The following is a 25,582-nucleotide window of genomic DNA, read 5'->3' as shown; positions in this document are numbered from 1 at the left end:
ATTGGAGGGAAGTCGATTTACTCTATTGAGCTAAAACCTCTGTGAGGAGCAGTGAGTATGTTGCAGGGGAAGGATAGTTCCCTGCGTGAAAGACCCAGAACTTGCAACGGAGGAGACTGTTTTGCAATGAGTGAAGTAGGCGCGACAAATAGATTAAAGGTTCATTCATTAATTGATAAAGTATACAGCAAAACCAACTTACAAATGGCATGGCAAAGGGTTAAGGCCAATCAAGGAGTAGGCGGAATAGATAAAGTTAGCATTACGACATTTGACAAAGTAGCAGATGAAGAACTTGAAAAGCTTCATATGGAACTTAAAGGAGAAACATATAACCCCTTGCCCGTGCGTAGAGTGAATATACCGAAACGGGATAAACCGAATGAAAAACGCCCACTGGGAATTCCGGCCATACGTGATCGCGTGTGTCAGCAGGCGCTGAAAAACAGAATTGAACCAATATTTGAACCGGAATTTAATGATTGCAGTTTTGGATATAGACCCGGACGTTCCCCACATGATGCTATGCGAAAGATTTGGGTTGAATTGATGAATGGCTACCACTGGATTGTCGATGCGGATTTAAAAGATTATTTTGGGAGTGTTGCGCACGATAAATTGATTGACATGGTAGCTGAAAGAGTTAGTGACGGACGCGTGCTTGGGCTAATACAGCAGATGCTAAAAGCAGGGTATATGGAAAAAGGTAAAATAAAACCTACACCCGAAGGGACCCCACAAGGCGGCCTATGCAAAGCTTTGCATAGACCCCCTTATGCAAAGTGGAAGACTATGCAAAGTTAACTACTGGAACTGGCGTTTTTTGTGTAATTAATCCTGATTTACTTTGCATAATATATTGATCTGGAAGCAATAAACTTCCGAAATACCAGGCCAATTACCAATCATTATGATGCTCGGAAGCAATATTTTCGAGTTTAGATAGTCCAATATCGCTTTTGACTTTAGATTATTATGCAAAGTAAATGAACCAAAACTACTTGTTTTTCGAGTATTTTACTTTCCTACTTTGCATAATTACTTTCTTTGCATAAGGAGGTCCGTTTTCTCCATTAGCTTCTAATATATACCTAAATGATGTCGATTGGACATTCAATGCCATTAGGCTTAAAACAGCGGAAGGTAACTACGAGGCGATTAACTATCATCGGTTTGCCGATGATATGGTAATTACGGTAAGCGGACACTCCAGCAAACGTGGATGGGCTGAACGAGCATTACAGCGATTGCATGAACAACTGGAACCCTTGGGAGTTGAACTCAATCTGGATAAAACCCGAATGGTTAACGTCCTAAAGGGCGAATCTTTCTCCTTTCTGGGGTTTGACTTTAGGCGAGTACAAAATCGAAGCAGTTCCGGATACTTCATACTTATGACACCGAAAAAGAAAGCCCGTATTAATATCAAAGCGGGAATTCGCAATGCAATTAAAAACGGGGGTTCAAAACCTGCAACGGACATAGTGAAACAAGTTAACGCTAAATTGTCCGGATGGGTAAACTACTTCCGGGTTGGAAATTCCAGCCGTGCATTTAGTGAAGTACGCGACTATACGGAGATGAAAATCCGAACACTGCTATCGAGAAGAAAACGGAGACGAAAGTGTAGCATCGGGTGGCGGAGATGGAGTAACGAGTATCTCTACGGTGTGCTTGGGCTCTACTGGGACTGGAAAGTCCATCCCCTTAGGAGAGCAGATGGATACTGATGAAAGTGTCCACCATTCGATAGGTCCCATAACCCTTCTGACTGAGTTTACGGGGTGAGCTGCTTGAGGGAAAACCTCACGAGCAGTTCTTATGGGGAGGGGTTGGAAACGGGTCAGAACTGATACCGCGCCAGTCCTTTACCCGACAGGTTAAATATAATGAACTAAAAAGCAGACTCCAAATTGAAAATTTTACAGGAGATACGACTATTTCCATTGAGCAAGATTTCTATGCCTCCATTTATCTATCAAATATGGTGGCACTTACTAAACAAGAAGCAAACGAGAAAATTGCGCTAAATAATGAGGATAAAAATTTAAAATATGAGTACAAGGTTAATGCAAACGTACTAATTGGTAAATTAAAAGATTCATTGGTACTTATGTTACTTGAAGACAATCCTGAAAAGCGAAATGCAATGTTTCACCAGATAATGGAGCAAATCTCACGTAACAAGATCCCTATTCGTCCAGGAAGAAGCAATTTTAGAAGAAAAGGTCTTAAAGCTTATAAGCATCCAGTAAATCAGAAGAGGAGCTTATAACTAATTTCCGCATCAAGATACCAATTTGAGTTCAAAAACTGAAAGATGAGAACATAAGGGCTTGCAAAAAAATTCGGAAAACAAGTCCCGGGTATATTATTGCCTTTTTACAAGATTCCCCATCTAATAACAACTCCTCCCCACCTAAGTATATAGTTAATGATTTCAATTAAAGCAAAGCGAAGGAAATTAAAGTAATAACCTAAACCCTACAATTGTTAATTATAGACAGGATAACTTAATGACATTGGGCCTGGCCCCGGTAAAAGATTACCAATTATTCTTTCCCAAAGACTCAGATGCAACACGATTTAATTTAATAATTCAAGAAAGGCCAATCATCGGAAAGGTGGTTGGCCTTTCATAATATTTATTATCGGAATTAAGGTATTCGGCAGCACTGAAGTTAGTTTTGATGAATATCTTCGAGTTAATCTAAGTGTTTTGTTAATATCTTAAGTTGTATTACTGAGATTAATAAGATTTTCATGATATTTATATAGTAGCTTGGTCTCAGACCAGTGCATACTTGATATCAATCTAATACATGTTATAATAATAAAGAAAGACATATATTAAATGGGGTGGTTTAAATACCCGATTTAACAAACACAGAGCAGGAAGTTCTAAAATATTTTGTTCATTACCTAAATAAAATACATCCTGGGGAAATTACTAAGGTGCTTTTATATGGTTCTAGGGCTAGGGGCGATCACCGTTTGGACTCCGATATGGATGTTCTTATTTTGGTAAAAGACAAGAAAAATATTGACCGTGACAAGATCTATGATTTTGTCCTAGATTCCGAGTTAGAGCATGGCATTGATATCTCAGTCAACATTTATGAGAATGAACAATTCAACAAGCTGTTACAGATAAACGCACCATTTGCCACTAATGTGGTTAAAGAAGGTGAAACCTTGTGGACCCTTTAATTGGTGTAGAACTCGCTATTTATAGACTTCAATCTGCTGAAGAACGTCTCAAGGCAGCCCGATTGCTATTAGAACCAAGATGAAAGCGGGGTGAAAACATGCACTACGAGAAGAACGTCTCAAGGCAGCCCGATTGCTATTAGAACGACAGATGTACTCTGACGCAGTATCCAGAGCCTACTACGCTGTTTTTCAAGCCGCCCGTGCTGTTCTTGCCACAAAGAGTCTAGATTCTTGTAAACATTCCGGGATAATCGGTCTGTTTAACCAACAATTTGTAAAGACTGGTATTCTGCCAAGGGATTACGGCAAAATCTTAAAAAGTTGCAGGGATCTGAGAGAAGTTGGTGACTATGACGATTTTTACCTGGTTAGCCGTGAAGAAGCTTTTTCATCTATCGAAAATGCCTCCAGATTTATTAGGGGGATTAAATTATACCTCAAAACCTATGAAGATGATATTCCATAGAACGACTGCTCCGGTTGATTTTGCTCGAAAAAATTAATTTTTACCGGTATGCTCAAAAAAATTTGAAAAGGGAAAACCGTTCTTTCCAAATTTTTACCGGGTCTGTCCCTTGTTAAATACTTACAGATGATTTTGTAAAGAGGTAGAACCAGCATAATACAAAATGTAACGGCTGGAATTACTTTCTTAGGCTTTTACTGGGCCATGCTCGAGTCGGAATTGCAAATAACAAAAAGCGTTATTTACAATTCCTCTCTGGGGTCTGACCTTTGTAAAAAATACCATAAATTCCTTGCATTAACTAGGATCAGATCCCAGTAAGATTTTGCAATTAATATACATAGGTCTGATCCGGTCTGACTCCAGTAAACAAATCGAGTATGATAACGTTGTATGTTGTCCGGGATTTGAAGGAAATTTGTCCAATACCTTTATTTGTCAACAAAAGGCAGGCACCCTTAGCCTGCCTCAATGTTTTAAATCAATACTTGCATTCCCTAGGATCTGGCCCCAGCAAATAAATACCAATTATTCTCACCCCAAGACTCAGATGCAACACGATATAATTTGATAATTCGATAAAGGCCAATCATTGGAAAGGTGGTTGGTCTTTCATAATGTTTTTTATCGGAACTAAGGTATTCGACGGCACTGTAGTTAGTTTGGATGAAAATCTTCGAGGTGACCGGAACAGGAAGCATATCTTAATGCCTGGCAGCATGGTGAATAAAGGTCAGTAGTTAGATGACAACATACTGATAAAAAGCAACACATAAGATGTCTTAAACTCGTCTCTCAAAACCTTCCAGGAAATAACTTGGAGGGTTCTGTAATTGGTACAATATTATTGGTGTCCATTTATAAGAAAGTTTTGGAGTTACTAAAAAAGTTGTATTGCTTTGGGATATAATTAAGCTAGCAAAGAGTGGTAAAAATAGGGTGATAATTGACAGTATATATTTCCCGTGAGATAATTTAAAAAAGAAGGTGAGTGAAATGGCAACAGTTAAAATTGTTTATGGTGTTAAAGATATAAAGAAAAAAATTAGCAAGTATCTATCTCCATTGGAAAAGATAAAGATGAAAAAAGAAAAAGCGGCTTTGAAAGAATTAACTGGTTTATGGGAAGACAAAGACACATCATTTTTCGATAAAAGGTAATAAAATAAATGAATAGTGTTCTTATTGATACAAATATTTTAATTGATGCTCAAGAGGGTCAGACCCTTGTTAAATGCTAACAGTTGATTTCGTAAAGAGGTAGAACCAGCATGATACAAAATGTTACGGTTTAGTTTCTTTCTAAGGTCTTAACTGGTGTCTGTCCGAAAGCATCGGGATAAACCGGCATAGAGAAGGGGATGAAAGAGCCACACGTAAATTCACTAGCTATGGACATACCCCAGTAAAATTTTGCAATTTACATACATAGTAGGGGTAAGGATTTTATACATATCGCATCATATGGGAACCAATACCGGGTTTGTCCCCAGTAAACAAATCGAATATGATAACGTTGTATGTTGTCCGGGATTTGAAAGGATTCTTGTACAATACCTTTATTTGTAAGCAAAAGGCAGGCACCCTTAGCCTGCCTTAATGTTTTCAATCAATGTCTTTGTATGGCAAAATCTTCGTTGTTATCATGTTCATTATATTTATAAACGACAAATAACTCTTTTAGCTAACTGGTAATAATGATATAATATTCCTTAAGAACTTAAAAATATTTAAATTTTGTGTTTTTAGGTAGCCTTATTTAATCCAATCAAATGAAATTGCGTCCTGGTCCCTAAAAAATATTGAGGAGGGTTTACCATACCTAGAAAACCCCGGGTCTGGTATCCTGGAGCTACCTATCATGTAATGTGTAGAGGTAACCATAGACACAATATTTTTCGTGATGAGGAAGATTACCAATCATATTTACTGATTTTAGCATGGGCTAAAAAGTACTACCGTTTTCTTCTACATTCCTACTGCTTGATGAGTAACCATGTTCATCTTCATTTAGAAACCAGCGATATGGATATCAGCAAGATCATGAAACTTATTAACATGCAGTATGCTGTCTCTTTTAATAAAAAGTACAATTTTGTAGGACATCTTTTTCAAGGACGATTTCGGGATGAGTTAATTAAAACTGATAATTATCAACTGGAAATAAGCCGGTATATTCATCTAAACCCGGTTGATGCACATATAGTGGAACACCCTTTGGATTATCCGTGGAGCAGTTATTCTGTTTATATGGGGGTAGAGACAGATCCTCTCGTTACAACGGAGAAAATATTAGCCTATTTTCCGAATTCCGATGCTTCATTGTATAAAAAATATGTAGAAACTCCACGTCAAGATAGAAGAAAGAGCACACTTAATGACCAATGAAATAATGTAGGAAGGGGCATTAATTAATGGCAGTAGTTGTTCGTTCATTTGCCATTGCCGGTGTTGATGGATATTTAGTGGACGTAGAAACCATGACGCTGCACGGGCAGCCCGTCACTGCCATCGTGGGCCTGGGCGATGCTGCAGTGAAAGAAGCCCGGCAGAGATTAGAATCAGCTATTGCTTGTGCCCAATATGAATTTCCCAAAATGAAAATCGTGATTAACTTGGCCCCAAGCAGCCTCAAAAAAAGTGGGTCCCATTTTGATTTAGCTATGGCAATTGGCTTGTTAATTCAATCCGGCCAGCTTACGGTGCCTGAAGTTGAACAATTCGGTTTTATTGGTGAGCTCTCACTAAATGCCGATTTAAGACCATGTATAGGCATTTTGCCAATGGCAGTTACTGCCCGCAAGGAGGGTATTAGAACACTAATCGTATCTAAAGAAAATATCAAAGAAGCTTCAGTTGTCAAAGACATTAATGTTCTTGGCTTTTCCAACCTAAAAGAAGTGGTTAATTATTTAAACGGGTCTGCCCCATATGTTGTTCCTGATGAGGTAAAAGGACAGGATTCTGTTCTGGATGAAGTAAATCATTGCGGAGATTTTCAGGATGTTAAGGGGCAGGATACACTGCTTGAGTTTGTTGTGGTCGCAGCTGCCGGTGGACACAATATACTGATGATAGGTGCCCCCGGATGTGGAAAATCAATGATTGCTAAGCGTATACCGACAATACTGCCTAGCTTGAGTGATGAAGAGGCAATTGAAATCACCAAGGTATACAGCGTAGCGGGACTACTTAAGGATCGGAACGAACTTATTACACGTCGTCTTTTTCGTGCTCCTCACCATAATGCCTCCCTAAACTCTCTAATCGGTGGTGGTAGTCCCATCATTCCCGGTGAGATTTCTCTGGCTCATAATGGAGTTTTATTCCTGGATGAAATTGCTGAATTCAATAAAAAAACCTTGGATGCCCTTCGCCAGCCTATGGAGGACAAGCAGGTTACAATTTCCCGTGTTAAAAGTGTTTGCACATTTCCCAGTAACTTTATGTTGGTAGCTGCCATGAATCCCTGCCCCTGTGGTTATTATGGACAAGATAAATGTCGGTGCAGTGATTATGAAGTACTGAAATACCATGCTGTCTATATATGGTTAATGATGATGGAAGAATATTGGATTTGGTTGTCGCAAGTAAAGGGCATTGGACCAATTTTGCAAAAGAAGCTTTTAGAAAAGTTCGGGTCACCGGAAAGTATTTACCTGGCATCTGGAATGGAATTAATGACGATAGCCGGAATAAATAATAAGACCGTTGAGAAAATCCAGGCTTCAAGATCCTTAGAACAGGCCAGGCAAATTCTGAATCGGACAGAGAAACAAAATATCCGTTTATTGACATATCATGATTACCTCTACCCGGTACAAGTTAAAGGTTTTTCAAAAGCACCGGTACTATTCTATTATCGAGGTAACCTTCGGCCAAACAGTACCGGGGTGGGTATCGTCGGTGCCCGGAGATGTACGGATTACGGCAAGCAGGTAACTAAAGAAGCTGCCACTTTTTTAGCAAAGCAAGATATTCCGGTAATTAGCGGTATGGCAAAGGGAATTGACAGTTATGCCCATACGGCTTGTCTCAAAGCAGGTGGTTTTACGATAGCTATTTTAGGTTGTGGGGTGGATGTATGCTACCCTGCAGAGCACCGTGGCTTGATGGATCGAATTGCTGAGGAAGGCGTATTGCTTTCGGAATATCCGCCGCAGACAAGGGTACGAGCCGAGCATTTTCCACAGCGAAATACGTGGATTGCTGCCTGGTCAAATAAGCTGTTGATAGTTGAAGCAGGAGAAAAAAGCGGGGCATTAATAACTGCTCAACTGGCAGAAAAACAGAATCGTCAAGTATTGGCAGTACCCGGTCAGATATATAGTCAGGAAAGTATTGGATGTAACCAACTGATTCATAAAGGTGCTAAAATTTATCTTCATCCTAACCAGTTGCTGTTAGATTCGGGACAAAAGAAGCATGAGCAAAGAATAAACTCTAATGAGGCACACAGGAACAAAAGAGTTAACGAAATACCGCCATTATCACAGATTGAAAAAGAAATCTACGATCACCTTAGCCCGATCCCACAAAGTGTTGAACAATTGGCCGGTATATTAGGGAGTAATCCGTCAGCATTACTAAGAATCCTTTGTGTCATGGAGTTAGAAGGAAAAATAGAGCTGTTTGCTGGTGGAATGGCGAGGAGACATTAATTTTTCAAATAGATCGGACCCAATAATAGAATAGGATAAAGTTGCGGAGGTAATTATCCACTTTTACAACAAAAGGATTTCATAATGCTATGACCATTTACTGGCAGTATGTGATATAATAATTACGAAGGGAGTGATCCCATGACGGAAAGTGGCCAACCTAACCTAAAACATCCACACCATCCCCATGACAAGGGTTATAAGCAGCTTCTCAGCAATAAAAAGATATTTCTGGAATTAATCAAAACCTTTGTGCAAGAGGATTGGGTAAACGAAATAGAAGAAGATGGGTTGCTCCTGGTTGATAAGTCATTCGTGCTGGAAGATTTCAGTGAAAAAGAGGCAGATGTGGTGTATCGGCTCCGGACGAAGGAAAAGGATGTCATATTCTACGTACTGCTGGAGTTACAATCTACTGTAGATTTTCTGATGCCCTTTCGTTTACTGCAGTACATGGTGCAGATATGGAGAGAAACGTACAATAACACACAGAAAGAAGAAAGGGATCGTAAAGACTTTAGGCTGCCGGCTATAGTACCGGCGGTATTGTACAATGGCAAGAACAACTGGATGGCAAAGATGAATTTCAGGGAAATGCTGTCTGACTATCAAATATTCGGTGGGCGGGTACTGGACTTTAATTACATACTGTTTGATGTCAACAGATACAAAGATGAGCAACTGTACGAAATGGCAAACCTGATAGCCAGCGTATTTGTTCTGGACCAGACAATGAACCATAAGGAGTTAATTAGACGCCTGAGGAAATTAATCATGGTATTGAGAAAACTAACTCAGGATGAATTCAGGCAAATTATGATTTGGCTCAAAAATGTTATCAAGCCGAGAATGCCGGTCCATTTGCATAAGGAAGTTGACCGCATTATGGAGGAAGCCAACCAGTTGGAGGTGGAATTTATGATTATGAACCTCGAGGTAACACTAGATGAGATGCAGCAGCAGGCGAAAAAAGAGGGTATAAAAGAGGGTATTAAGGAAGGCATAAAAGAGGGTATTAAGGAAGGCATAAAAGAAGGCGAGTTGAAAAAGGCTTTAGAAACAGCAAGGGCGGCCTTGAAAGAAGGTATATCGGTTGATGTTATATGTAAAATAACTGCACTGGATAAAGAAATTGTACAGAAAATTAAAAACGAGTTGCATTAAGAGTAGTACATTCCTTGGGATTAATAAAATGTTGTTAGTGCTCGGGAAAAATGCCGAAAGCATTCGACATTTTTCATCGGGGTCTGACCGTGCGGGAACAGCCGTCAAGGCTGAGAATCTAATGGCGTGAAAGTCGCCTATCACCAATTAGCCGATTCAGGTGATTAGCATATCCGGAACGCAGGGAGGTAACAAACTGCGGTGTGCCCGGACGTAAAAGCCACGGCGGCCTATGTACTAAAAAAGTATGTAAGGTCGGGACAGTCTGTGTGGCGAGCAAACTTATTCTATTTAATTTCAGTGTTGAATGAGCTTTTCATATAAACCATCACCAAATACCGTGCTTTTACCTATTAGTGTAAGTTGTGTAGTTGATTTATTAGCCGAATTACAGCCACTTAATATTGAAGGACGTTATCCAGAGGATAGAAGAAGGGTAATGGAAAGTACCCCCAAAAGAGTATTCCATGAAATTTTGATGAAAACACTGGAGGGGGCTAAATGGTTAGAAAAGAATCTGAAATTATAAATGAAATAAGTAGATTAGTCCAATTTCTCAAAAAAAATATTAAGGTGGATTCTGTTATCCTTTTGGGTTCTTATGCCAAGGGTACTGCCGGTGAGGAAAGTGATGTTGACATTGCTGTTATCTCTCCTGAGTTTGGACAAAACCCTTTAAAGGATAAACGATTAATTTATAGAACCATTATTAAAGAAGATATTGAACCTTATTTTGAAATTCATTCCTAGTGTCTGACCCGTCAATAATTACCAATTATTCCCCCACAAAGACTCAGATGCAACACGATTTAATTTGATAATTCAAGAAAGGCCAATCATTGGAAATATCCCCAAAGATAGATTAATTTCATACTACTTTTCATATTAAAGAAGATAAGTTGGGCTTCATTCTGACCGACGGGTTGGAGATACACTTTATAGAGCTCGGTAAGTTTAGGAAACTGAGAAGCAAGAAAAATATCAAAGAGCCACTACACCAGTGGCTCTTGTGCCTATAGAAAAACAATTTATAAAGGATAACGGGAGAAGAATAAAAATTTTGTTTTACGAACTTTACAAAAAATTCAAACTTTTTGACTCTTATTATCATATATGATAACATTAAATTGAGATACGCCATATACTATGATTGGAGATGTATCATGGAGTGGCAAGTGGAATACTATAAAAAAGAAAATGGAGATGTTCCCGTCCTTGATTATTTGCTTACGTTAGATGCAAAAATGCGGGCGAAAGCTTATATTGAGATAGAACTGCTTGAAAAGCATGGTTCCCAATTAAGGGAACCCTATGTAAAACTGATGAAGGGTACACGATATAAAGGAATTTTTGAACTGCGAGTTAAATTTGCATCGGATATCAGCAGAATATTTTATTTCACCTACCACGAAAAAACCTTTGTGCTGCTTCATGGTTTTACAAAAAAAACCGAAAAAACGCCGCAAAGAGAACTTGAACGAGCACTGCGTTATAAAGAAGATTATGAAAGAAGGTGTAAGGATGAGTAAAGCAGGAGTAAAGTTTTCCGAAGTGAAAGAGCTTTTAATGAAGGATGATGAATTTAAAGCAGAGTACGAAAAGCTAAAACCGCGTTATGATGTGATTTCCCAAATTATCGAAGCAAGAACAAGCCAGAACATTACCCAGGAAGAATTGGCGCTCCGGGTTGGAACTCAGAAATCGAATATCAGCCGCCTGGAAAGTGGAACATATAATCCATCCCTTGAGTTTCTGGCTAAAGTTGCCCGCTGTCTTGGGAAAGAGGTACAGGTCACTTTAAAATAAAGCATTGCAGGGAGCTATTCAAAAAATAATAGCACTATTGGATGATGAAGGCACTAAAAAATTAGTGCCTTTTTCTTTGCTCAAAATCAGGAAAGGATGCTTTGCTATTCAAAGAAGTTTCAGAACTTGGTTTAATGGTGTTTTTTGCAAGTGAAAATTCTTCACTTTTGCTCGAGTCGGAATTGCAAATAACAAAAAGCGTTATTTACAATTCCTCCCTGGAGTCTGCCCGTGCGCCAAGTAAAGGGCGTATCATGAAGTGGGTGAGAATCCCACTAGAAACATCTTTGAACTAAGTAAGGATATAGGCTATATTATGTAAATGGTAGTATGAAGAGCCGGATGCGGGAAAACTGCATGTCCGGTTGTATGTCCAGCAAAGGCTGGTGTATTCAGCAGGGGAGAAACCTGCCGAGGTAAAAGTCAGAAACCTTGTAGCTAGGATAGCAGGGTTAAAGGAAACTGAGATTCTGGAGTCTATCGACAATATTATCCAAGGGATGATAGCGAGTTGCCAGGCCGTAGCGAAAGCGAACGCATAGGTGGCCTCGAAAGTGCGTAGTCCCGAAGGCTGAGCCCGCAACCGTAGGGTGAAAGCAGCATGGACAGTTGAAAACTGACTGATACAACTGTTCCACTTCGGCGGGGTGGTAGCGACAGCATGGTAACAAGGATACACTGAGCAACTGGAGAAGCCCTCCTTGCCCTAAAAAGAAATTTTTAGAAAAAGGTAGATTCTATAACCAGAAACACTGGGAAATGAATTGAAGGCAAGAGGGTGGTGGATGGGTTCGTAGGAGCAATGAACCTGGGTAATACCGGGGAAGCAAAGGAACCCTACTGTTAGCAATTCTTCCAACAAGATGGGGGGTAAGGACGAGATGATAAAGGCGTCCATAAACATACAGGACCTGAGAAGGAAGATATACATCAAGGCGAAGGCCGATAAAACCTGGAGATTTTGGGGATTGTACGTTCACGTATGTAAGATAGAAACACTCCAAGAAGCTTACAAAATGGCCAAAAATAAAAATGGAGCACCCGGAATTGATGGTATAACCTTTGACAATATTGAGGCAAGCGGGATAGAAATATTTCTGCAACAAATACAAAAGGAACTTATCTCTGGTACGTATTGGCCGACCCAGAACCGTAGAAAAGAAATTCCTAAGGATGATGGTAAATATAGGATATTGGGTATACCAACAATTCGCGATCGGGTAGTTCAGGGAGCACTCAAGCTTATACTTGAGCCAATATTCGAGGCTGATTTCCAAGAAGGGTCATATGGATACCGACCTAAGCGGAATCCCCACCAAGCAATTGACAGAGTAGCAAAAGCAGTTGTGGAAAATAAAACACGTGTTATCGATCTTGATTTAAGGTCTTATTTTGATACAGTTCGCCATGACTTATTACTCAAGAAGGTAGCAAAAAGAGTCAACGACGAAAACGTGATGCGGCTGCTGAAGCTTATACTCAAAGCTAGTGGCAAACGGGGCGTTCCTCAAGGGGGTGTTATTTCTCCGCTCTTAGCAAATTTATATCTCAATGAGGTAGATAAAATGCTTGAAAAGGCAAAAGAAGTAACACGGCATGAACAATACACATACATTGAATATGCTCGGTTTGCCGATGATAGTGCGCCACGAAGGCGTAGGGCTAGCTAAAAGCCCGTAAGCTATGCTTAACCAAAGATGAGGGAAGGCCCCTCGGAGCCGCTATGCAGGTAGAGGCTCCAAACCACCGTAAGCTGCTGTGGTCAAAAGCCATGGTGGTGAGCGTTACGGAAAAGGCGAAGCATGACTTTGTCAGGTAAGTGCCAATGGAGACGAACACCCGTGAACCGCTGATAAAGTGTCGAAAGCGTAGGGATGTCATCAAAACCGGAGGGTAGTCGTTAACCCGGGATAAATCTGGAGGAAACCTGTTTACTGTCCAGGTGGTGGCCGGCATGAAGGCGGCGTGAACGTGGCACAGGCTTTGGTTAGGAACGTGGGAACCTGCCCTCCGATGCTAAGAGAAAACTCCAAGTGGAAGACCCGCAAGGACGAAAGTATCGATGCGGAGAGCAGGGGCGGAACAGCCTGTAGTAGTGATGAAGCTCCGTAATGGGAGTGGAACGAAGGGGCTGTGTTATCCAGTTTTGAACAAAGGTCAACCATAAGGGAGGAGCCAATGAACAAAACAAAGCCGTACGAAATCTCCAAGCACGTAGTGCTGGAGGCATTTCAACGAGTGAAAGCAAATAAGGGGGCAGCCGGAATAGACGACGAAAGTCTGGAAGCATTTGAAGCAAACTTGAAGAACAACCTATATAAGATTTGGAACAGGATGTCTTCTGGTAGCTATTTTCCCCCGCCCGTTAAAGCTGTGGAAATACCCAAGAAAACCGGTGGTAAGAGAATACTCGGGGTACCCACTGTGGCAGACCGGGTAGCACAGATGGTGGCCAAAATATATTTTGAGCCGCTTGTGGAGCCACATTTCCACCCGGACTCTTATGGGTATCGGCCAGGAAAATCAGCAGTTGATGCGCTAGCTGTTACCCGGCAGCGATGCTGGAAGTATGACTGGGTGCTGGAGTTCGATATCAAAGGTCTGTTCGATAATATTAACCATGACTTATTGATGAAAGCTGTCCGCAAACATACCGATAACCCATGGGTTATACTCTACATTCAGAGATGGCTCAAAGCACCTTTTCAAATGCCAGATGGCATGCTCAAGGAACGTACAAAAGGTACTCCGCAGGGAGGCGTCATTAGTCCCGTTCTAGCTAATTTGTTCCTGCACTATGCGTATGATGTATGGATGGCACGGAATCATCCCGACAAGCCATTCGCTCGTTATGCCGATGATAGTGTAGCACACTGCCGCAGCAAGAAAGATGCGGAAAAACTTCATGACAGCTTAAAGGAGCGGTTTGCGGAATGTGAGTTAGAACTCCATCCGGACAAGACCCGCATTGTCTATTGCAAAGACGACGATCGGCGAGGTGAACATCAAGAAACCAAATTCGACTTTCTGGGCTACACCTTCCGGCCGCGCAGGTCTAAGAACAAATACGGAAAGCACTTTGTCAACTTCACCCCGGCAGCTAGTAATAAAGCGAAAAAGGCTATGCGTCAAACCATTCATGATTGGCGTGTACATCTGAAACCGGACAAGGCACTTGAAGACTTATCGCGTATGTTTAATCCGGTAATCAGAGGCTGGGTAAACTATTACGGGCGCTTTTACAAGTCGGAACTGTATTCTGTACTCAGGCACATGGACCGGGCCTTAGTCCGCTGGGTGCAACGAAAGTTTAAGAAATTCGCTACTCACAAACGGCGGGCGACTTATTGGCTCGGCAAGATTGCCAGGCGTGAACCGAAGCTGTTCATACATTGGCAAATGGGGATTTGTCCTGCGGCTGGATAATGGGAGCCGGATGAGCTAAGAGGTTCAAGTCCGGTTCTGAGAGGGCCTCGTGGTGAGATTCCCTGGGGCTACTCACCTTGTGATTCTAATTGATGCTTACCCTAAATGGAATTGGTTGGAAAAGGCTGTCTATCAGCGCTTACTTGAAGAGTTAACAAAACTTGGCGTGCAACTTAATGAAGAGAAAACCCGGATAGTAAACCTAGCCAACGGAGAAAGTTTTGGCTTCTTAGGCTTTGACTTTCGAAGGAGCCGAACTCGCAAAGGTAAATGGGGAGTACTATTTACACCAAAAATGAAAGCACGCACCAAAATATTGACCGAACTAAAAGAAACATTTCGTCGTTTTCAATCACAACCAGTGAGCAGAGTTATTGAACTCATTAACCCTGTTCTACGTGGATGGGTGAATTACTATCGAGTTGGGAACTCCGGTCGCTGCTTTGGCTATGTAAAGGACTGGATTGAGAAGAAAGTACGGCGACATCTAATGCGAGCCCGTAATCTCAAAGGCTTTGGCTGGGACAGGTGGAGTAGGAATTGGCTGTATCAGAACTTAGGTTTATACTCGGATTATAAGATACGGCACTACAAAAATCCGAAAGCGCTGCCAGCACAATAGGTCACATAACCCTTGATGTGAAGTTAGCAGGAAAGCGCAGTGCGGGAAATCTGCACGCTGCGTTTGACGAGGCGGGGGTTGGAAACGGGGCAGATGACCCGCTTGAGGGGGACACTCGCCCGAAAGGAGAGAACCGGATTGGCCTCACAAGGTCTAGAACTGCTACCGCGCCTGTCCTCGACCCTACCTGAGAGGGCCTCGGGGTGAGATTCCCTGGGGCTACTCACCGGGTTCTGATAACCGATACAAAACTAAATGCAGAAAAATGGAAGAAACAACTGTAACAGTATCTACAGGATCAACTTAAGCTTACACTGTCTGAAGATAAAACGCAAATCACCAATATTAAAAAGAAGCCCATTGAGTTTCTCGGATTTACTTACAAAGTTATTCCATCAGGAAAAGCCAGAAAGGGACACGTATCAAAGACCCGACCCAACCCTAACCGGCTGAAGCAAAAAGTATTCGAAATCCGAAAACAGATAAAACGGATTGGAAGATGTGTAAACATAGATCTGGCAATCTGTCAGATCTATAAAGTCAATAGCATAATTCGTGGACTTATTAATTACTATCAACCTGCAACGCAGCTCTGCTCGGATCTTAGTAAATACTCCTGGGTAATAAAACGCTTGGCCTTTCGGGAAATCAAGAAATATGGGGGAAGGCTTGTCCTGGCAAATGAGGTAAACAACCTGACAACAGTTCACAACATGTATGCATCTATGATCCCTGCTGTCAAATATGGTAATCAGATCATTGGAGTTACCTCATTGTAATATTGTAAATGGAGAAAAACCAAACAAAAGAACCAGGATGAAACTCCATATACCCCAGTCGGAAGGGAATTATACCGGAAACGTACCGATAAATTCCGAAGGCTGCCAAGAGATGACGAATTGCTCAGCAGTCATTTCATCAATAAAATTACACACAGTTCGAGCATCCACCCAAAGTATAATTTTGAGTACTTTCTCAACCGGGGATACGTATTAAATCGGGACAGAGGTAATTGCAAAATATGTGGTGTAAAACTTAATGGAATCACCATCGAATTCCATCATATTAATGAACGCTTACCTTTGAAACTTATAAATCGTGTACCTAATCTAGCCAGTGTCTGCAAAACATGTCACGAATTAGTTCATAGCAATGAAATTAAGCTAAATCTATCTAAGCCTATATTACGTAAACTAAACAGGATGAGAGAAAAGTTGAACAAAGTTAGCAAGTAAGGTTGATGGAGCGCCGGATGACGCGAAAGTGTCAAGTCCGGTGCGAAACGGGGGAAAAGGGCTTCCGAACGGCATAACCATTTCCGGTAATGTGCGAGGAAGACCCTTACCTATCGTTGTTTGAGTCCAATCAGGTCATGGAGCATATATTGTGACACTCCCAGAGGAAACGGGGAGAAACAGGGAACACAAAGCGTCTCCTAAAGTTTGAGAGGCTCACTTCTACTCGACCCAGTAAAAAACTGTCAAGACATGCTTACATTTCCTAGGGCCTGGCCCCGTAAATGACTACCAATTATTCTCCCCCCAAGACTCAGATGCAACACGATTTAATTTGATAATTCAAGAAAGGCCAATCATCGGAAAGGTGGTTGGCCTTTCATAATGCTTTTTATCGGAGCTTAATTTAATGGATCGCCGGAATAAAATTTCATCGCTCTGGTATGATTATGTAGTAAAATAAACATAAGGAAAATAATTTAGAAATTGGAGCAGAGCATGTTTCATGGGAAAAATATAAAAATTAGCAAAGAAACAGTTGATTTGATTAACAAATTATTTTTGTCAAAGAAATATGAACTTACTGACCATGCAATTCTTAAAATGTCCGATAGAAATATTTCTGATTTTGATGTCTATGGGTGTGGTTGTTATGGTAAAGATATTGAGTGTCAATTTCATGGTAGAGATTTTAAAGTGTTATTACATAAAATTATTAATAGTAGACAGATATATATTGTAACAACGGTTGATGAACCATTTACGGTTATTACTGTATGTTTAATGTTTGAATAAATATGGGATGATATGGGTAAATTGGGGTTTAAGAGAAAATAAACTAATTTGCTTAACAGGAGGTGTCAATTATGAAGCCTTGTACTTTTTGTGGTGGAAAAGTTATTGAAATAAAACAAGACGTCAAAAGAATAATTAGCGGAATTACTATAATCCGTAAAAATATAAAAGTAAAGAAATGTACATCATGTGGGCAGCGGTTTTATCCTGGAGGATTGATGTTGGATATTGCAGAAGAAGCACAAAAACTGCTTAAGAGACGGTTTGATCCCGCCACGGGTTGATTTCATGCTCGAAAAAATTAAAAAAAGGAAAAATGTTTTTTTAACTAAAACAAGGCCGCCATTCATCCCACCTCTAAGGTGGTGGGATGAATGGCGGCCTTGTTTTGTGTACTAATAAAATGTGCTCGTAAAAATTTAAAAGTAAGCGCTTAACTTACGGGTGCATCATAAATTAAAATCCCGAAACAACTTAGGTGCCGGGATTCTGAGACATAATACTTAATTTTTTCTGTTGCGGTAATTATCCGGAATCTTTTGTGACCAGGGCATCAAATTGAAAAGGAAATCTATGATCACCTTAACCCGATCCCACAAAGTGTTGAACATTTGGCCGGTATATTAGGGAGTAATCCGTCAGCATTACTAAGAATCCTCTGTACCATGGAGTTAGAAGGAAAAATAGGGTTGCTTGCTGGTGGAATGGTGAGGAGAACAGTAATTTTTTCAAATAGATCGGACCCAATAATAGAATAGGATAAAGTTGCGGAGGTAATTATCCACTTTTACAACAAAAGGATTTCATAATGCTATGACCATTTACTGGCAGTCTGTGATATAATAATTACGAAGGGAGTGATCCCATGACGGAAAGTGGCCAACCTAACCTAAAACATCCACACCATCCCCATGACAAGGGTTATAAGCAACTTCTCAGCAATAAAAAGATATTTCTGGAATTAATCAAAACCTTTGTGCAAGAGGATTGGGTGAACGAAATAGAAGAAGATGGGTTGCTCCTGGTTGATAAGTCATTCGTGCTGGAAGATTTCAGTGAAAAAGAGGCAGATGTGGTGTATCGGCTCCGGACGAAGGAAAAGGATGTCATATTCTACGTACTGCTGGAGTTACAATCTACTGTAGATTTTCTGATGCCCTTTCGTTTACTACAGTACATGGTGCAGATATGGAGAGAAACGTACAATAACACACAGAAAGAAGAAAGGGATCGTAAAGACTTTAGGCTGCCGGCTATAGTACCGGCGGTATTGTACAATGGCAAGAACAACTGGACGGCAAAGATGAATTTCAGGGAAATGCTGTCTGACTATCAAATATTCGGTGGGCGGGTATTGGACTTTAGTTACATATTGTTTGATGTCAACAGATACAAAGATGAGGAACTGTACGAAATGGCAAACCTGATAGCCAGCGTATTTGTTCTGGACCAGACAATGAACCATAAGGAATTAATTAGACGCCTGAGGAAATTAATCATGGTATTGAGAAAACTAACTCAGGATGAATTCAGGCAAATTATGATTTGGCTCAAAAATGTCATCAAGCCGAGAATGCCGGTCCATTTGCATAAGGAAGTTGACCGTATTATGGAGGAAGCCAACCAGTTGGAGGTGGAATTTATGATTATGAACCTCGAGGTAACACTAGATGAGATGCAGCAGCAGGCGAAAAAAGAGGGTATAAAAGAGGGGATTAAGGAAGGCATAAAAGAAGGCGAGTTGAAAAAGGCTTTGGAAACAGCAAGGGCGGCCTTGAAAGAAGGTATATCGGTTGATGTTATATGTAAAATAACTGCACTGGATAAAGAAATTGTACAGAAAATTAAAAACGAGTTGCATTGAGAATAGTACATTCCTTGGGATTAATAAAACCAAAGCCAAAGCTAATGCCGTGGCGTACGAGCGACTCATTGTCAAGAAAAAGGGAGCAACCGTGAAGTTGAAGGAGTTGTTTAACACACGCGCAGCGGAGTTTCTGCTCGAAAAAATTTAAAAAGAGAAAATCGTTCTTTTTTAATTTTTAACAGAGGCCTGGCCCTAGTAAAATAGTTCCAATTGCTGACTCTCATTCATAAGGGTCAGGCCCTTGTTAAATAATGACAGTTTGTTGTGGCTTTATTAGCAAACCCGTATCACTTTAACAGCGATACGGGTTTCTTTTAGAATTTTATTAACTGTTCATACTCTTTAGGATTAGCCTATATCCTGCCAGCCCAGGCTTAAGTGATAACGACGGATTTGAGCGGTATCCTTCTCTTCCGCTCCGGTATGATGCAGTATAATGTGAGTGTGTTTCATTATATATTGCTTCCTTCCACCAGCCGCCTGGCCTCCTCGTAGTCAACTTCACCCTGCCTGGCCACCACTACAGTCAGTAGGGAGATTGACTTTTGCAGATCCTTAATCACCGGTTCCAGGCGCACTAAAAGGTATCCCGCCACAACCATGGGAAAGCCGTAATTGGCTGCCAGTTTGACTACTTCGTCCATTCTGATGCTTCACCCCCGGATTATATCGTACAAAAAACTATGGTCAGGAGCCTGCAACTGTGATACTATCTAATCAGCTAATATTTTGGCGGGGATGTGTGGTTAACATCCCCTTTTTTTATGAACCGGCGATGATTTCTGTGGTAGTGGTATCAATAACAGCAGCACTGTCAATGGAAACCAGATCGCCGCCGGAAGTAGTAAAAACTTTCTTAGTGATAACGGTATTCATAGCAGCCTCTACCTCTGACTGGGTGAGGTTATCTCTGGGATTGTCCAGGCTGATAGAGACACGGTTGCCGGCTGCGTTGAGAAAAGTCATTCTGAGCGTTTGGGTCATTTATGTTTCACCTCCTCTGTCATAGATTGCCGGTTAAACTAATTACACTTGACTTGCTCTTACTGGTTAACTAACTCGGAATTGTCCGCACGGTTGACTGCTGTAAGTGTGTACTCCTGCAGTCCTGCCATAGTCTGGGCGGTATCAAAAACATCCTGGTCGGCGGCACCTGCTTTGATATTGTTCAAGCTTTTGTTCCGGTATACCGGCTTACCTGTACCGTCAACTCCGGTTTGAAACTGCATCTTCAGTACGGAATTGCCGGGAACTTTGCTAACTGCCATCTATTATCCCTCCTTTCTGCATATAGTTTGGATAAAACCTGACCGTTGACCGTTTATTCATCGGTTCTGTCCGGCCTTGGCTTAATACTAACTCTTTTCTGCCATGATATCAATATGTTTGGTCCCGTTTGGTGAACAGGTGTTCCATAATGCAATTAACTGCGTTTTAAAGTACAATAAGATTAAACTTTTTGTTTAGTCATTTGCTTTTCAAACCCATTATTTATGCAGTTTTAATGACCTTGCTTTGTTCGGCTCAGCAGAAATCCAGCCAATGCTTTTTAATGTTTTCATATGCCTGTGCACTGATCCGCTGGAGGTCCCGAGTATTCCTGCAAGTTCTCTGACGGATGGAGAATAACCGTTTTTTTCATAGAATTCTTTGAGATTGCGGTAAACCTGACCGCTTGTAACTTTATTAGCCACTTAATCACCTCAGATTCTAAAATTTTTGTAACGTTATACTGGTTTGTTAATATTAAATTACTAACTTGTTGACTATATAGTACTATTTTGTCCCGCATCGGTCAACTAAATTTTATTGTTGACTTAATGATACCAAAAGGGCAGCTTCAAAATTAGAATTTAGCCATTTCAATAAAATCATATTGGAACTTGTGTTTAGCCCGCGTTTCAAGTTTAGTATAAACATAAGGGGCAGACCCACATAAAAGATTTATTTGATAGTAAAAGGCAGGCAACCTTCACCTGCCTTAATGTTTTTAAACAAGATAACTTTTACCGGGATTAGGCCGGGGGAGAAGCTGTTTGAAGAATTGCTGACGGCAGAAGAGGGTTCTTCACCAGACAAAGGAGCAGGAATAGAAGCCCTCTGCCAAACATCCCCCTGTAAAGATACCAAAACGGTCCGGCCAGTAAAGCGTTGATGCTCCAGCCCGATTTCTGAACCATGATTTTTTTCATCTACGTTCCCCCCGATAGGACGCCATACAATCCGGTGATTCGATACGCACGCCTTCTCATTGCCTCATAAGCCCTGCCCTTTTATGCAGGCTTTTCATTTTTGGCGATGTCCTCTCCAGATACCGAATGGACGTGGCTTATCATATGCATCATGTGCCTGCGCTTGAAAAACAGGCATTTAAGACCCCGCAGCACACAGCAGCTTTGTCAATAACCCCGCAAACTTTCGTTACGATGCCCGTGATACCTTCGCTCACCATTGTAATATCTTCTGTGAGGCGGTTCATCAGCTCCCCGCTGTGGTATCCGCAGGTTGCGGCGTAATCCTTCTGCATGATTTTCCCCAGCACTCTCCGCGGTTCAATTATATGTAAATAACAGCAAGCAGGATAGTCAATTGAGTGCTATATTTACGGTGATTATTGCTATCTTGTAAACAAAAAAAGGCCTCCGAAACCATTACGGTCGGAAGCCACTTTATTCATTTTTTATTTTTGGGTCATCGTTGCCCGATATTGGGAGGGAGTTATTCCTAACTTATCCTTAAATTTTTTTGCCGATTTTCCATTATAGTCCACACCGCACTCGTCAAAGACCTTGGTTATGGACAGATTGATGGGGAAAGCGCTTCACGATCTCCATAAACAGCTCTTTATTTTCATACAGCGACTGAAAGGGACATGGGTCTTCGTGCTTTCTTTGTTCATATAAGTCATATGTCTTTAGATACCGCCGGTTCCTTTTCTTCTTGAATTGGGCTCTTTTTCCTTCTTCTATCCTCTGGCTTAACGGCATCCTTAGGAATAAGCCACAGGTTGCCCTTTTTCACCGTACCGTCTATTCTGCCCTCGGTACAGTACAGCGTCACAATCCTGATTCCAAGCCCCCATTTTTCACCGGCTTCCTTAACGGTCATAAAATCCACGCCTCACATCATCCTAAAATATAAATATTTCCATTATTATATTATGCTGCTAAATTAAGCATATTGCAAGGATTAGCCGAAAGCTATACCTTACAGTACTTAGGAAAGCAGAAGAGATTCGATAAAATTCCAAATCCCAGACCGGAAACTGCCATGTCCGGCGTACATTCCCTAAGGACTGATCCTAGTAAAAAAGTACTAATTATTCTTTCCCAAAGACTTAGATGCAGTATGGTTTAATTTGATAATTCATTAAAGGCCAATCATCGAAAAGGTGGTTGGCCTTTAATAATATTACCGGAATTCTGATTTTGAATTTGTCCATGAAAAGCGGATCCTTACTCTATTGGAAAGGATTTGCCATAAAATGCGCTATTTATCATATTTTTTTTCATCCTGTTTATCAGTAAAATCATTCTTAGAATCTACTGTATTGAAGTCATTTTTAAGAAACTCAAGCAGTTTAATTTTATTCTTCAATTCTAAGGGTTTACCGGAAACGGTAACTATTATTGTGTTATTTTCCAGTACATCTAATATCTCCAAGTACTTGCCATTAAGTTTTTGTGAAGTTATTTCTTTAATTAGATTTTTAATTATAGACAATTGAGAAGAGTTAAGTTTTTGAGATTCCTTTATTATAGATTTTATATCGTCCGGTATATTTTTATAGGGCACAGTAGATTCATTGAAATAATTATTATTACAGATTGTTTCCAATGTGTTTTCGGTAAAAAAATCAACCAGAGTGATATTGAGCGCGCTGCAAATCCGTTCAAGGGTTTCCAGTGGCGGAGTCTTTATATTTCTTTCCAATTCACTTAAATAAACTCTTGATATTCCGACTTTTATAGCCAGTTGTGTAATGTTGATATTAGAATTCTTTCTTAATTCTCTAATACGTATTCCTATATTCATTGTTACCCCTTTTAAATGTAAACCAATAGTTTGCCTTAAATAATATTTTAAAATTTTTAAATAGTCAATCCAGAAGGTGACGTTGATTGAAAATTCAATGAAAATATCTTTATTCGTAATCATTTAGCTTACAAAAGAACTTGCTAAACGCAAGTTAATTGTTTACAATATTATTAGGAGGTGATTAATATATGTTTACAATAAGAAAGTTAAGAATTAAATACGGTGTTACACAAGAAAAGTTAGCCCAAAAGGTTGGTATTTCTAGGATTTACTTATCTGAACTAGAAAATGGACGCAAGAAAAATCCTTCAACTACGTTATTGGAGAAAATAGCCAAAAATTTTGATGTTAGGGTATCGGAACTATATGAATAAAGAAAAGAGCAATGCTATGCCTAAAAGTTGATAATTCAACACTTATTGATGGTGCACCTTGAGGAAAAATGTAGATAATTTGATGAAAACGAGGTGTTCCGTAATGACTAATTATTTAGATGAGATAGGAGGTCTGGGATATGGGAATATATATGCGACTTGATATAATACCTGAGTATATTAATCCTGATGAGTGGAAGGAAGTATATTTGGAGTCTTTGCAGCTTTTGAAAGCTTATCCTTTTGTAAGATTAATTGAGGAAAGCGTAAATGGGATACCTAGATTAATTTATTGTAACAATCCGGAAGAAAATCTGGATGATGAATATCAACGGCATTGGCGGGTGAGTGGAGATTCTGAAACTAAAAAGACAGGGGAAACATTTGATTTATATTATGATTTAAACCGGTATTTAAGGAGTACTAATTCTGTTAATGCTATGGATAAGGATATTATATTTGAAAAGTTAAAGGAAGAAAATGCGGTACGAACAGCTTTTGATAGTAAAACTCAAGGTCATGATTATCATACATATATCCTAGCTATTGCCATGCTAATAGAGAGTAGATTTCCTTATGCGGCAGTGGTTGGCGGTGATTTTGATATATTACAGGCTGAAATTGCTAAAAAATGGGCGAATAATATACTTGCTAAACCTATTGATATACCCGTTCGGGTAGATGCGGAAAAACTTGTGCAAAGACTTTCCATTCAATTGAGCGGGGTTGAGGCTATAGAAGCCTTTAATAATTTGTACCTGCCCGGTCATGATAATGCTAGGATGCACCAGGTCATTGTGGATGAATATGGTATTGGGCCGATTAAAAAATGGTTTACACAACAATTGTTGGGATATAATTCTCCATGTCAATTGGGAGCTATAAGTTTATTCATTGAATGGTTAAACACGACGCAAGATTTTGCTGGTCTATGTGAAATTATATGTGGTATGGAGAATAATAATGAACAAATCTTCGGTACTATTGAATTTATAAAGGCAATTTGCAGTACTTGGGTTTTAATACCGCCTGAATGGTATAAATTTATGAATGTTCTAAAATACCCACAGGGTGTAACTTTATCAATTGCAGGACAGTTTGGAGGCATATTCCTTGATATGTATTTTAGTGGCAGGCATATTGAGTTTTATATGAGCAGGGAAAAGATAGTAGAAGTATTGATACGTTATTTTGATGTGTGCCCGGAAGTCATTGAACAAATAATTAATGAAAGAGTTGAGGAAATTAAGCAAGCACTTAGTGGTTTACGTGAGAAACTAAGTCCAATCTTTGAGTCCTTAGAAATTGAAGAGGATATAATTGATGATGAAGAGTTATATTTGTACTACTCGAAGGAGACTGTATTGCCGGATAATAAAAAGATATATTTAACTGCTCTTGCTCGCAAACTAGAGAATACTTTAAATGAATCGAAAAATGTCATAGCTGTAGAACTATTAGCTGATATGCATAAAGGCATTGAAATAATGGCTTACAGTCACGGAATAGCACTAACCGAAGAAGCTTGGAACAGAATTGATCACGAGCAGAATGAAGATGTTTTAAAGCTCCTCTTTTCCTTTTTGGTTATTTCATCCGATTCCAAGTCATTTTACAATTTAAGAAAAGCTGTTTTGGAGAATAATTTACTATGCCATAAGATTTCTGAGCTAATAAAAGATCGCGAGTTGGTAAAAAAAGCAGAAGAATAGCTGGGTTTACTCGAAAAAATTTGGAAAGAAAAAGACGTTCTTTCCAAATTGTTATCTGGATCTGTTTTCTTTAATAAAATGTTAAATTATACTAATATCACCTATAATCTCGCTCCAGTCAATATATGAAAATAGCCACTGTTCCTTAGATTTAGTGCCATACAAAAAGATACAAAAAGTTAATCATCCTTCGTGCTGGTTGA

29 protein-coding genes and 4 pseudogenes are annotated in these 25,582 nt (G+C 40.0%); 26 read left to right on the top strand and 7 right to left on the bottom strand.

Going from position 1 to position 25,582, the window contains the following annotated elements; translation table 11 throughout:
- Positions 1–126: 126 nt before the first annotated feature.
- From DTOX_RS19530 to DTOX_RS19450, 23 genes and pseudogenes are all read left to right on the top strand, one after another.
- Positions 127–804 carry a reverse transcriptase domain-containing protein gene (locus DTOX_RS19530; RefSeq protein WP_083773546.1) on the top strand — a complete coding sequence of 226 codons (678 nt, stop codon included), beginning with the start codon at positions 127–129 and terminating at the stop codon, positions 802–804.
- 263 nt (positions 805–1,067) lie between these two features.
- Positions 1,068–1,337, top strand: a pseudogene (locus DTOX_RS25500) (reverse transcriptase domain-containing protein); the annotation flags it as partial.
- Positions 1,338–1,394: 57 nt separating this feature from the next.
- A complete protein-coding gene (locus DTOX_RS25495) occupies positions 1,395–1,730 on the top strand; it encodes a group II intron maturase-specific domain-containing protein (protein WP_422698415.1) in 336 nt (111 codons plus the stop codon).
- A gap of 1,138 nt (positions 1,731–2,868) precedes the next feature.
- Positions 2,869–3,210: a nucleotidyltransferase domain-containing protein gene (locus DTOX_RS22560; protein ID WP_015759393.1), complete on the top strand. Its 342-nt coding sequence runs from the start codon at positions 2,869–2,871 to the stop codon at positions 3,208–3,210.
- A 121-nt stretch (positions 3,211–3,331) separates the two neighbouring features.
- Positions 3,332–3,679 (top strand): annotated as a pseudogene (locus DTOX_RS19510) (HEPN domain-containing protein); the annotation flags it as partial.
- Positions 3,680–4,296: 617 nt separating this feature from the next.
- Complete coding sequence (locus DTOX_RS25025; protein WP_015759390.1) at positions 4,297–4,419, top strand: hypothetical protein; 123 nt, start codon at positions 4,297–4,299, stop codon at positions 4,417–4,419.
- A gap of 256 nt (positions 4,420–4,675) precedes the next feature.
- The gene (locus DTOX_RS23695) at positions 4,676–4,840 is read left to right on the top strand and encodes a hypothetical protein (protein WP_015759389.1); all 165 of its coding nucleotides are present in this window, start codon (positions 4,676–4,678) and stop codon (positions 4,838–4,840) included.
- Positions 4,841–5,497: 657 nt separating this feature from the next.
- On the top strand, positions 5,498–6,067 hold the full coding sequence (locus tag DTOX_RS19505) for a transposase (protein ID WP_042316282.1): 570 nt from the start codon (positions 5,498–5,500) through the stop codon (positions 6,065–6,067).
- A 26-nt stretch (positions 6,068–6,093) separates the two neighbouring features.
- Entirely contained in the window at positions 6,094–8,340 is a 2,247-nt protein-coding gene (locus DTOX_RS22555; RefSeq protein WP_015759388.1) for a YifB family Mg chelatase-like AAA ATPase, read from the top strand.
- A 141-nt stretch (positions 8,341–8,481) separates the two neighbouring features.
- Complete coding sequence (locus tag DTOX_RS19495) at positions 8,482–9,504, top strand: Rpn family recombination-promoting nuclease/putative transposase (protein ID WP_015759387.1); 1,023 nt, start codon at positions 8,482–8,484, stop codon at positions 9,502–9,504.
- A 501-nt stretch (positions 9,505–10,005) separates the two neighbouring features.
- A complete protein-coding gene (locus DTOX_RS19490) occupies positions 10,006–10,254 on the top strand; it encodes a nucleotidyltransferase domain-containing protein (protein ID WP_015759385.1) in 249 nt (82 codons plus the stop codon).
- 128 nt (positions 10,255–10,382) lie between these two features.
- A pseudogene (locus tag DTOX_RS25490) lies at positions 10,383–10,523 on the top strand (PD-(D/E)XK nuclease family transposase); the annotation flags it as partial.
- Positions 10,524–10,667: 144 nt separating this feature from the next.
- A complete protein-coding gene (locus tag DTOX_RS19485; protein WP_015759384.1) occupies positions 10,668–11,033 on the top strand; it encodes a type II toxin-antitoxin system RelE/ParE family toxin in 366 nt (121 codons plus the stop codon).
- Positions 11,026–11,310: a helix-turn-helix transcriptional regulator gene (locus DTOX_RS19480; RefSeq protein ID WP_015759383.1), complete on the top strand. Its 285-nt coding sequence runs from the start codon at positions 11,026–11,028 to the stop codon at positions 11,308–11,310. The genes DTOX_RS19485 and DTOX_RS19480 overlap by 8 nt, the downstream gene beginning before the upstream one ends.
- An 881-nt stretch (positions 11,311–12,191) precedes the next feature.
- A complete protein-coding gene (locus DTOX_RS19475) occupies positions 12,192–12,980 on the top strand; it encodes a reverse transcriptase domain-containing protein (RefSeq protein WP_242652481.1) in 789 nt (262 codons plus the stop codon).
- Positions 12,981–13,281: 301 nt separating this feature from the next.
- The gene (locus DTOX_RS23300) at positions 13,282–13,422 is read left to right on the top strand and encodes a hypothetical protein (RefSeq protein ID WP_015759380.1); all 141 of its coding nucleotides are present in this window, start codon (positions 13,282–13,284) and stop codon (positions 13,420–13,422) included.
- A gap of 66 nt (positions 13,423–13,488) precedes the next feature.
- Positions 13,489–14,736: a group II intron reverse transcriptase/maturase gene (ltrA, locus tag DTOX_RS19470; protein ID WP_015759379.1), complete on the top strand. Its 1,248-nt coding sequence runs from the start codon at positions 13,489–13,491 to the stop codon at positions 14,734–14,736.
- Positions 14,737–14,788: 52 nt separating this feature from the next.
- Positions 14,789–15,358 (top strand): group II intron maturase-specific domain-containing protein, encoded by a 570-nt coding sequence (locus DTOX_RS19465; RefSeq protein ID WP_242652480.1) that lies wholly within the window; start codon positions 14,789–14,791, stop codon positions 15,356–15,358.
- Positions 15,359–16,257: 899 nt separating this feature from the next.
- The gene (locus tag DTOX_RS25485; RefSeq protein WP_157863020.1) at positions 16,258–16,593 is read left to right on the top strand and encodes an HNH endonuclease; all 336 of its coding nucleotides are present in this window, start codon (positions 16,258–16,260) and stop codon (positions 16,591–16,593) included.
- A gap of 498 nt (positions 16,594–17,091) precedes the next feature.
- The gene (locus tag DTOX_RS19460; protein WP_015759378.1) at positions 17,092–17,388 is read left to right on the top strand and encodes a DUF4258 domain-containing protein; all 297 of its coding nucleotides are present in this window, start codon (positions 17,092–17,094) and stop codon (positions 17,386–17,388) included.
- 71 nt (positions 17,389–17,459) lie between these two features.
- On the top strand, positions 17,460–17,672 hold the full coding sequence (locus DTOX_RS19455; RefSeq protein WP_015759377.1) for a YgiT-type zinc finger protein: 213 nt from the start codon (positions 17,460–17,462) through the stop codon (positions 17,670–17,672).
- A gap of 273 nt (positions 17,673–17,945) precedes the next feature.
- A complete protein-coding gene (locus tag DTOX_RS25480) occupies positions 17,946–18,146 on the top strand; it encodes a DprA-like winged helix domain-containing protein (RefSeq protein WP_157863149.1) in 201 nt (66 codons plus the stop codon).
- A 107-nt stretch (positions 18,147–18,253) separates the two neighbouring features.
- Positions 18,254–19,252 carry an Rpn family recombination-promoting nuclease/putative transposase gene (locus tag DTOX_RS19450; RefSeq protein ID WP_015759376.1) on the top strand — a complete coding sequence of 333 codons (999 nt, stop codon included), beginning with the start codon at positions 18,254–18,256 and terminating at the stop codon, positions 19,250–19,252.
- A gap of 455 nt (positions 19,253–19,707) precedes the next feature.
- Here the strand turns inward: DTOX_RS19450 and DTOX_RS19440 are convergent, their stop codons facing one another.
- From DTOX_RS19440 to DTOX_RS19425, 4 genes are all read right to left on the bottom strand, one after another.
- Positions 19,708–19,899, bottom strand: coding sequence for a YvrJ family protein (locus DTOX_RS19440; RefSeq protein WP_015759374.1), 192 nt, complete (start codon positions 19,897–19,899; stop codon positions 19,708–19,710).
- A 118-nt stretch (positions 19,900–20,017) separates the two neighbouring features.
- The gene (locus tag DTOX_RS19435; protein WP_015759373.1) at positions 20,018–20,239 is read right to left on the bottom strand and encodes a DUF2922 domain-containing protein; all 222 of its coding nucleotides are present in this window, start codon (positions 20,237–20,239) and stop codon (positions 20,018–20,020) included.
- 59 nt (positions 20,240–20,298) lie between these two features.
- Positions 20,299–20,523: a DUF1659 domain-containing protein gene (locus DTOX_RS19430; RefSeq protein ID WP_015759372.1), complete on the bottom strand. Its 225-nt coding sequence runs from the start codon at positions 20,521–20,523 to the stop codon at positions 20,299–20,301.
- Between the two features lie 219 nt (positions 20,524–20,742).
- Positions 20,743–20,949 carry a LexA family protein gene (locus DTOX_RS19425; RefSeq protein ID WP_015759371.1) on the bottom strand — a complete coding sequence of 69 codons (207 nt, stop codon included), beginning with the start codon at positions 20,947–20,949 and terminating at the stop codon, positions 20,743–20,745.
- A gap of 302 nt (positions 20,950–21,251) precedes the next feature.
- Between DTOX_RS19425 and DTOX_RS25475 the strand changes: the two are divergent.
- Positions 21,252–21,335 (top strand): annotated as a pseudogene (locus DTOX_RS25475) (polysaccharide biosynthesis protein); the annotation flags it as partial.
- Positions 21,336–21,596: 261 nt separating this feature from the next.
- Here DTOX_RS25475 and DTOX_RS19415 read toward each other — a convergent pair.
- The 3 genes from DTOX_RS19415 to DTOX_RS21760 all read right to left on the bottom strand — a co-directional run bounded on the left by DTOX_RS19415 (position 21,597) and on the right by DTOX_RS21760 (position 23,290).
- Positions 21,597–21,782, bottom strand: coding sequence for a hypothetical protein (locus tag DTOX_RS19415; protein WP_015759370.1), 186 nt, complete (start codon positions 21,780–21,782; stop codon positions 21,597–21,599).
- 377 nt (positions 21,783–22,159) lie between these two features.
- Positions 22,160–22,363: a transposase gene (locus tag DTOX_RS19410; protein ID WP_015759369.1), complete on the bottom strand. Its 204-nt coding sequence runs from the start codon at positions 22,361–22,363 to the stop codon at positions 22,160–22,162.
- A 381-nt stretch (positions 22,364–22,744) separates the two neighbouring features.
- The gene (locus DTOX_RS21760; RefSeq protein ID WP_015759368.1) at positions 22,745–23,290 is read right to left on the bottom strand and encodes a helix-turn-helix domain-containing protein; all 546 of its coding nucleotides are present in this window, start codon (positions 23,288–23,290) and stop codon (positions 22,745–22,747) included.
- 191 nt (positions 23,291–23,481) lie between these two features.
- Between DTOX_RS21760 and DTOX_RS19400 the strand changes: the two genes are divergently transcribed.
- Together DTOX_RS19400 and DTOX_RS19395 are read left to right on the top strand one after the other, a co-directional pair.
- A complete protein-coding gene (locus DTOX_RS19400) occupies positions 23,482–23,667 on the top strand; it encodes a helix-turn-helix domain-containing protein (RefSeq protein WP_015759367.1) in 186 nt (61 codons plus the stop codon).
- A 140-nt stretch (positions 23,668–23,807) separates the two neighbouring features.
- The gene (locus DTOX_RS19395; RefSeq protein WP_015759366.1) at positions 23,808–25,379 is read left to right on the top strand and encodes a hypothetical protein; all 1,572 of its coding nucleotides are present in this window, start codon (positions 23,808–23,810) and stop codon (positions 25,377–25,379) included.
- Positions 25,380–25,582 lie beyond the last annotated feature (203 nt).

The sequence above is a fragment of the Desulfofarcimen acetoxidans DSM 771 genome, from assembly GCF_000024205.1.
In the GTDB taxonomy this organism is placed as follows: Bacteria; Bacillota; Desulfotomaculia; order Desulfotomaculales; family Desulfofarciminaceae; genus Desulfofarcimen; species Desulfofarcimen acetoxidans.
This window is presented reverse-complemented; position numbering and strand designations above follow the sequence as displayed.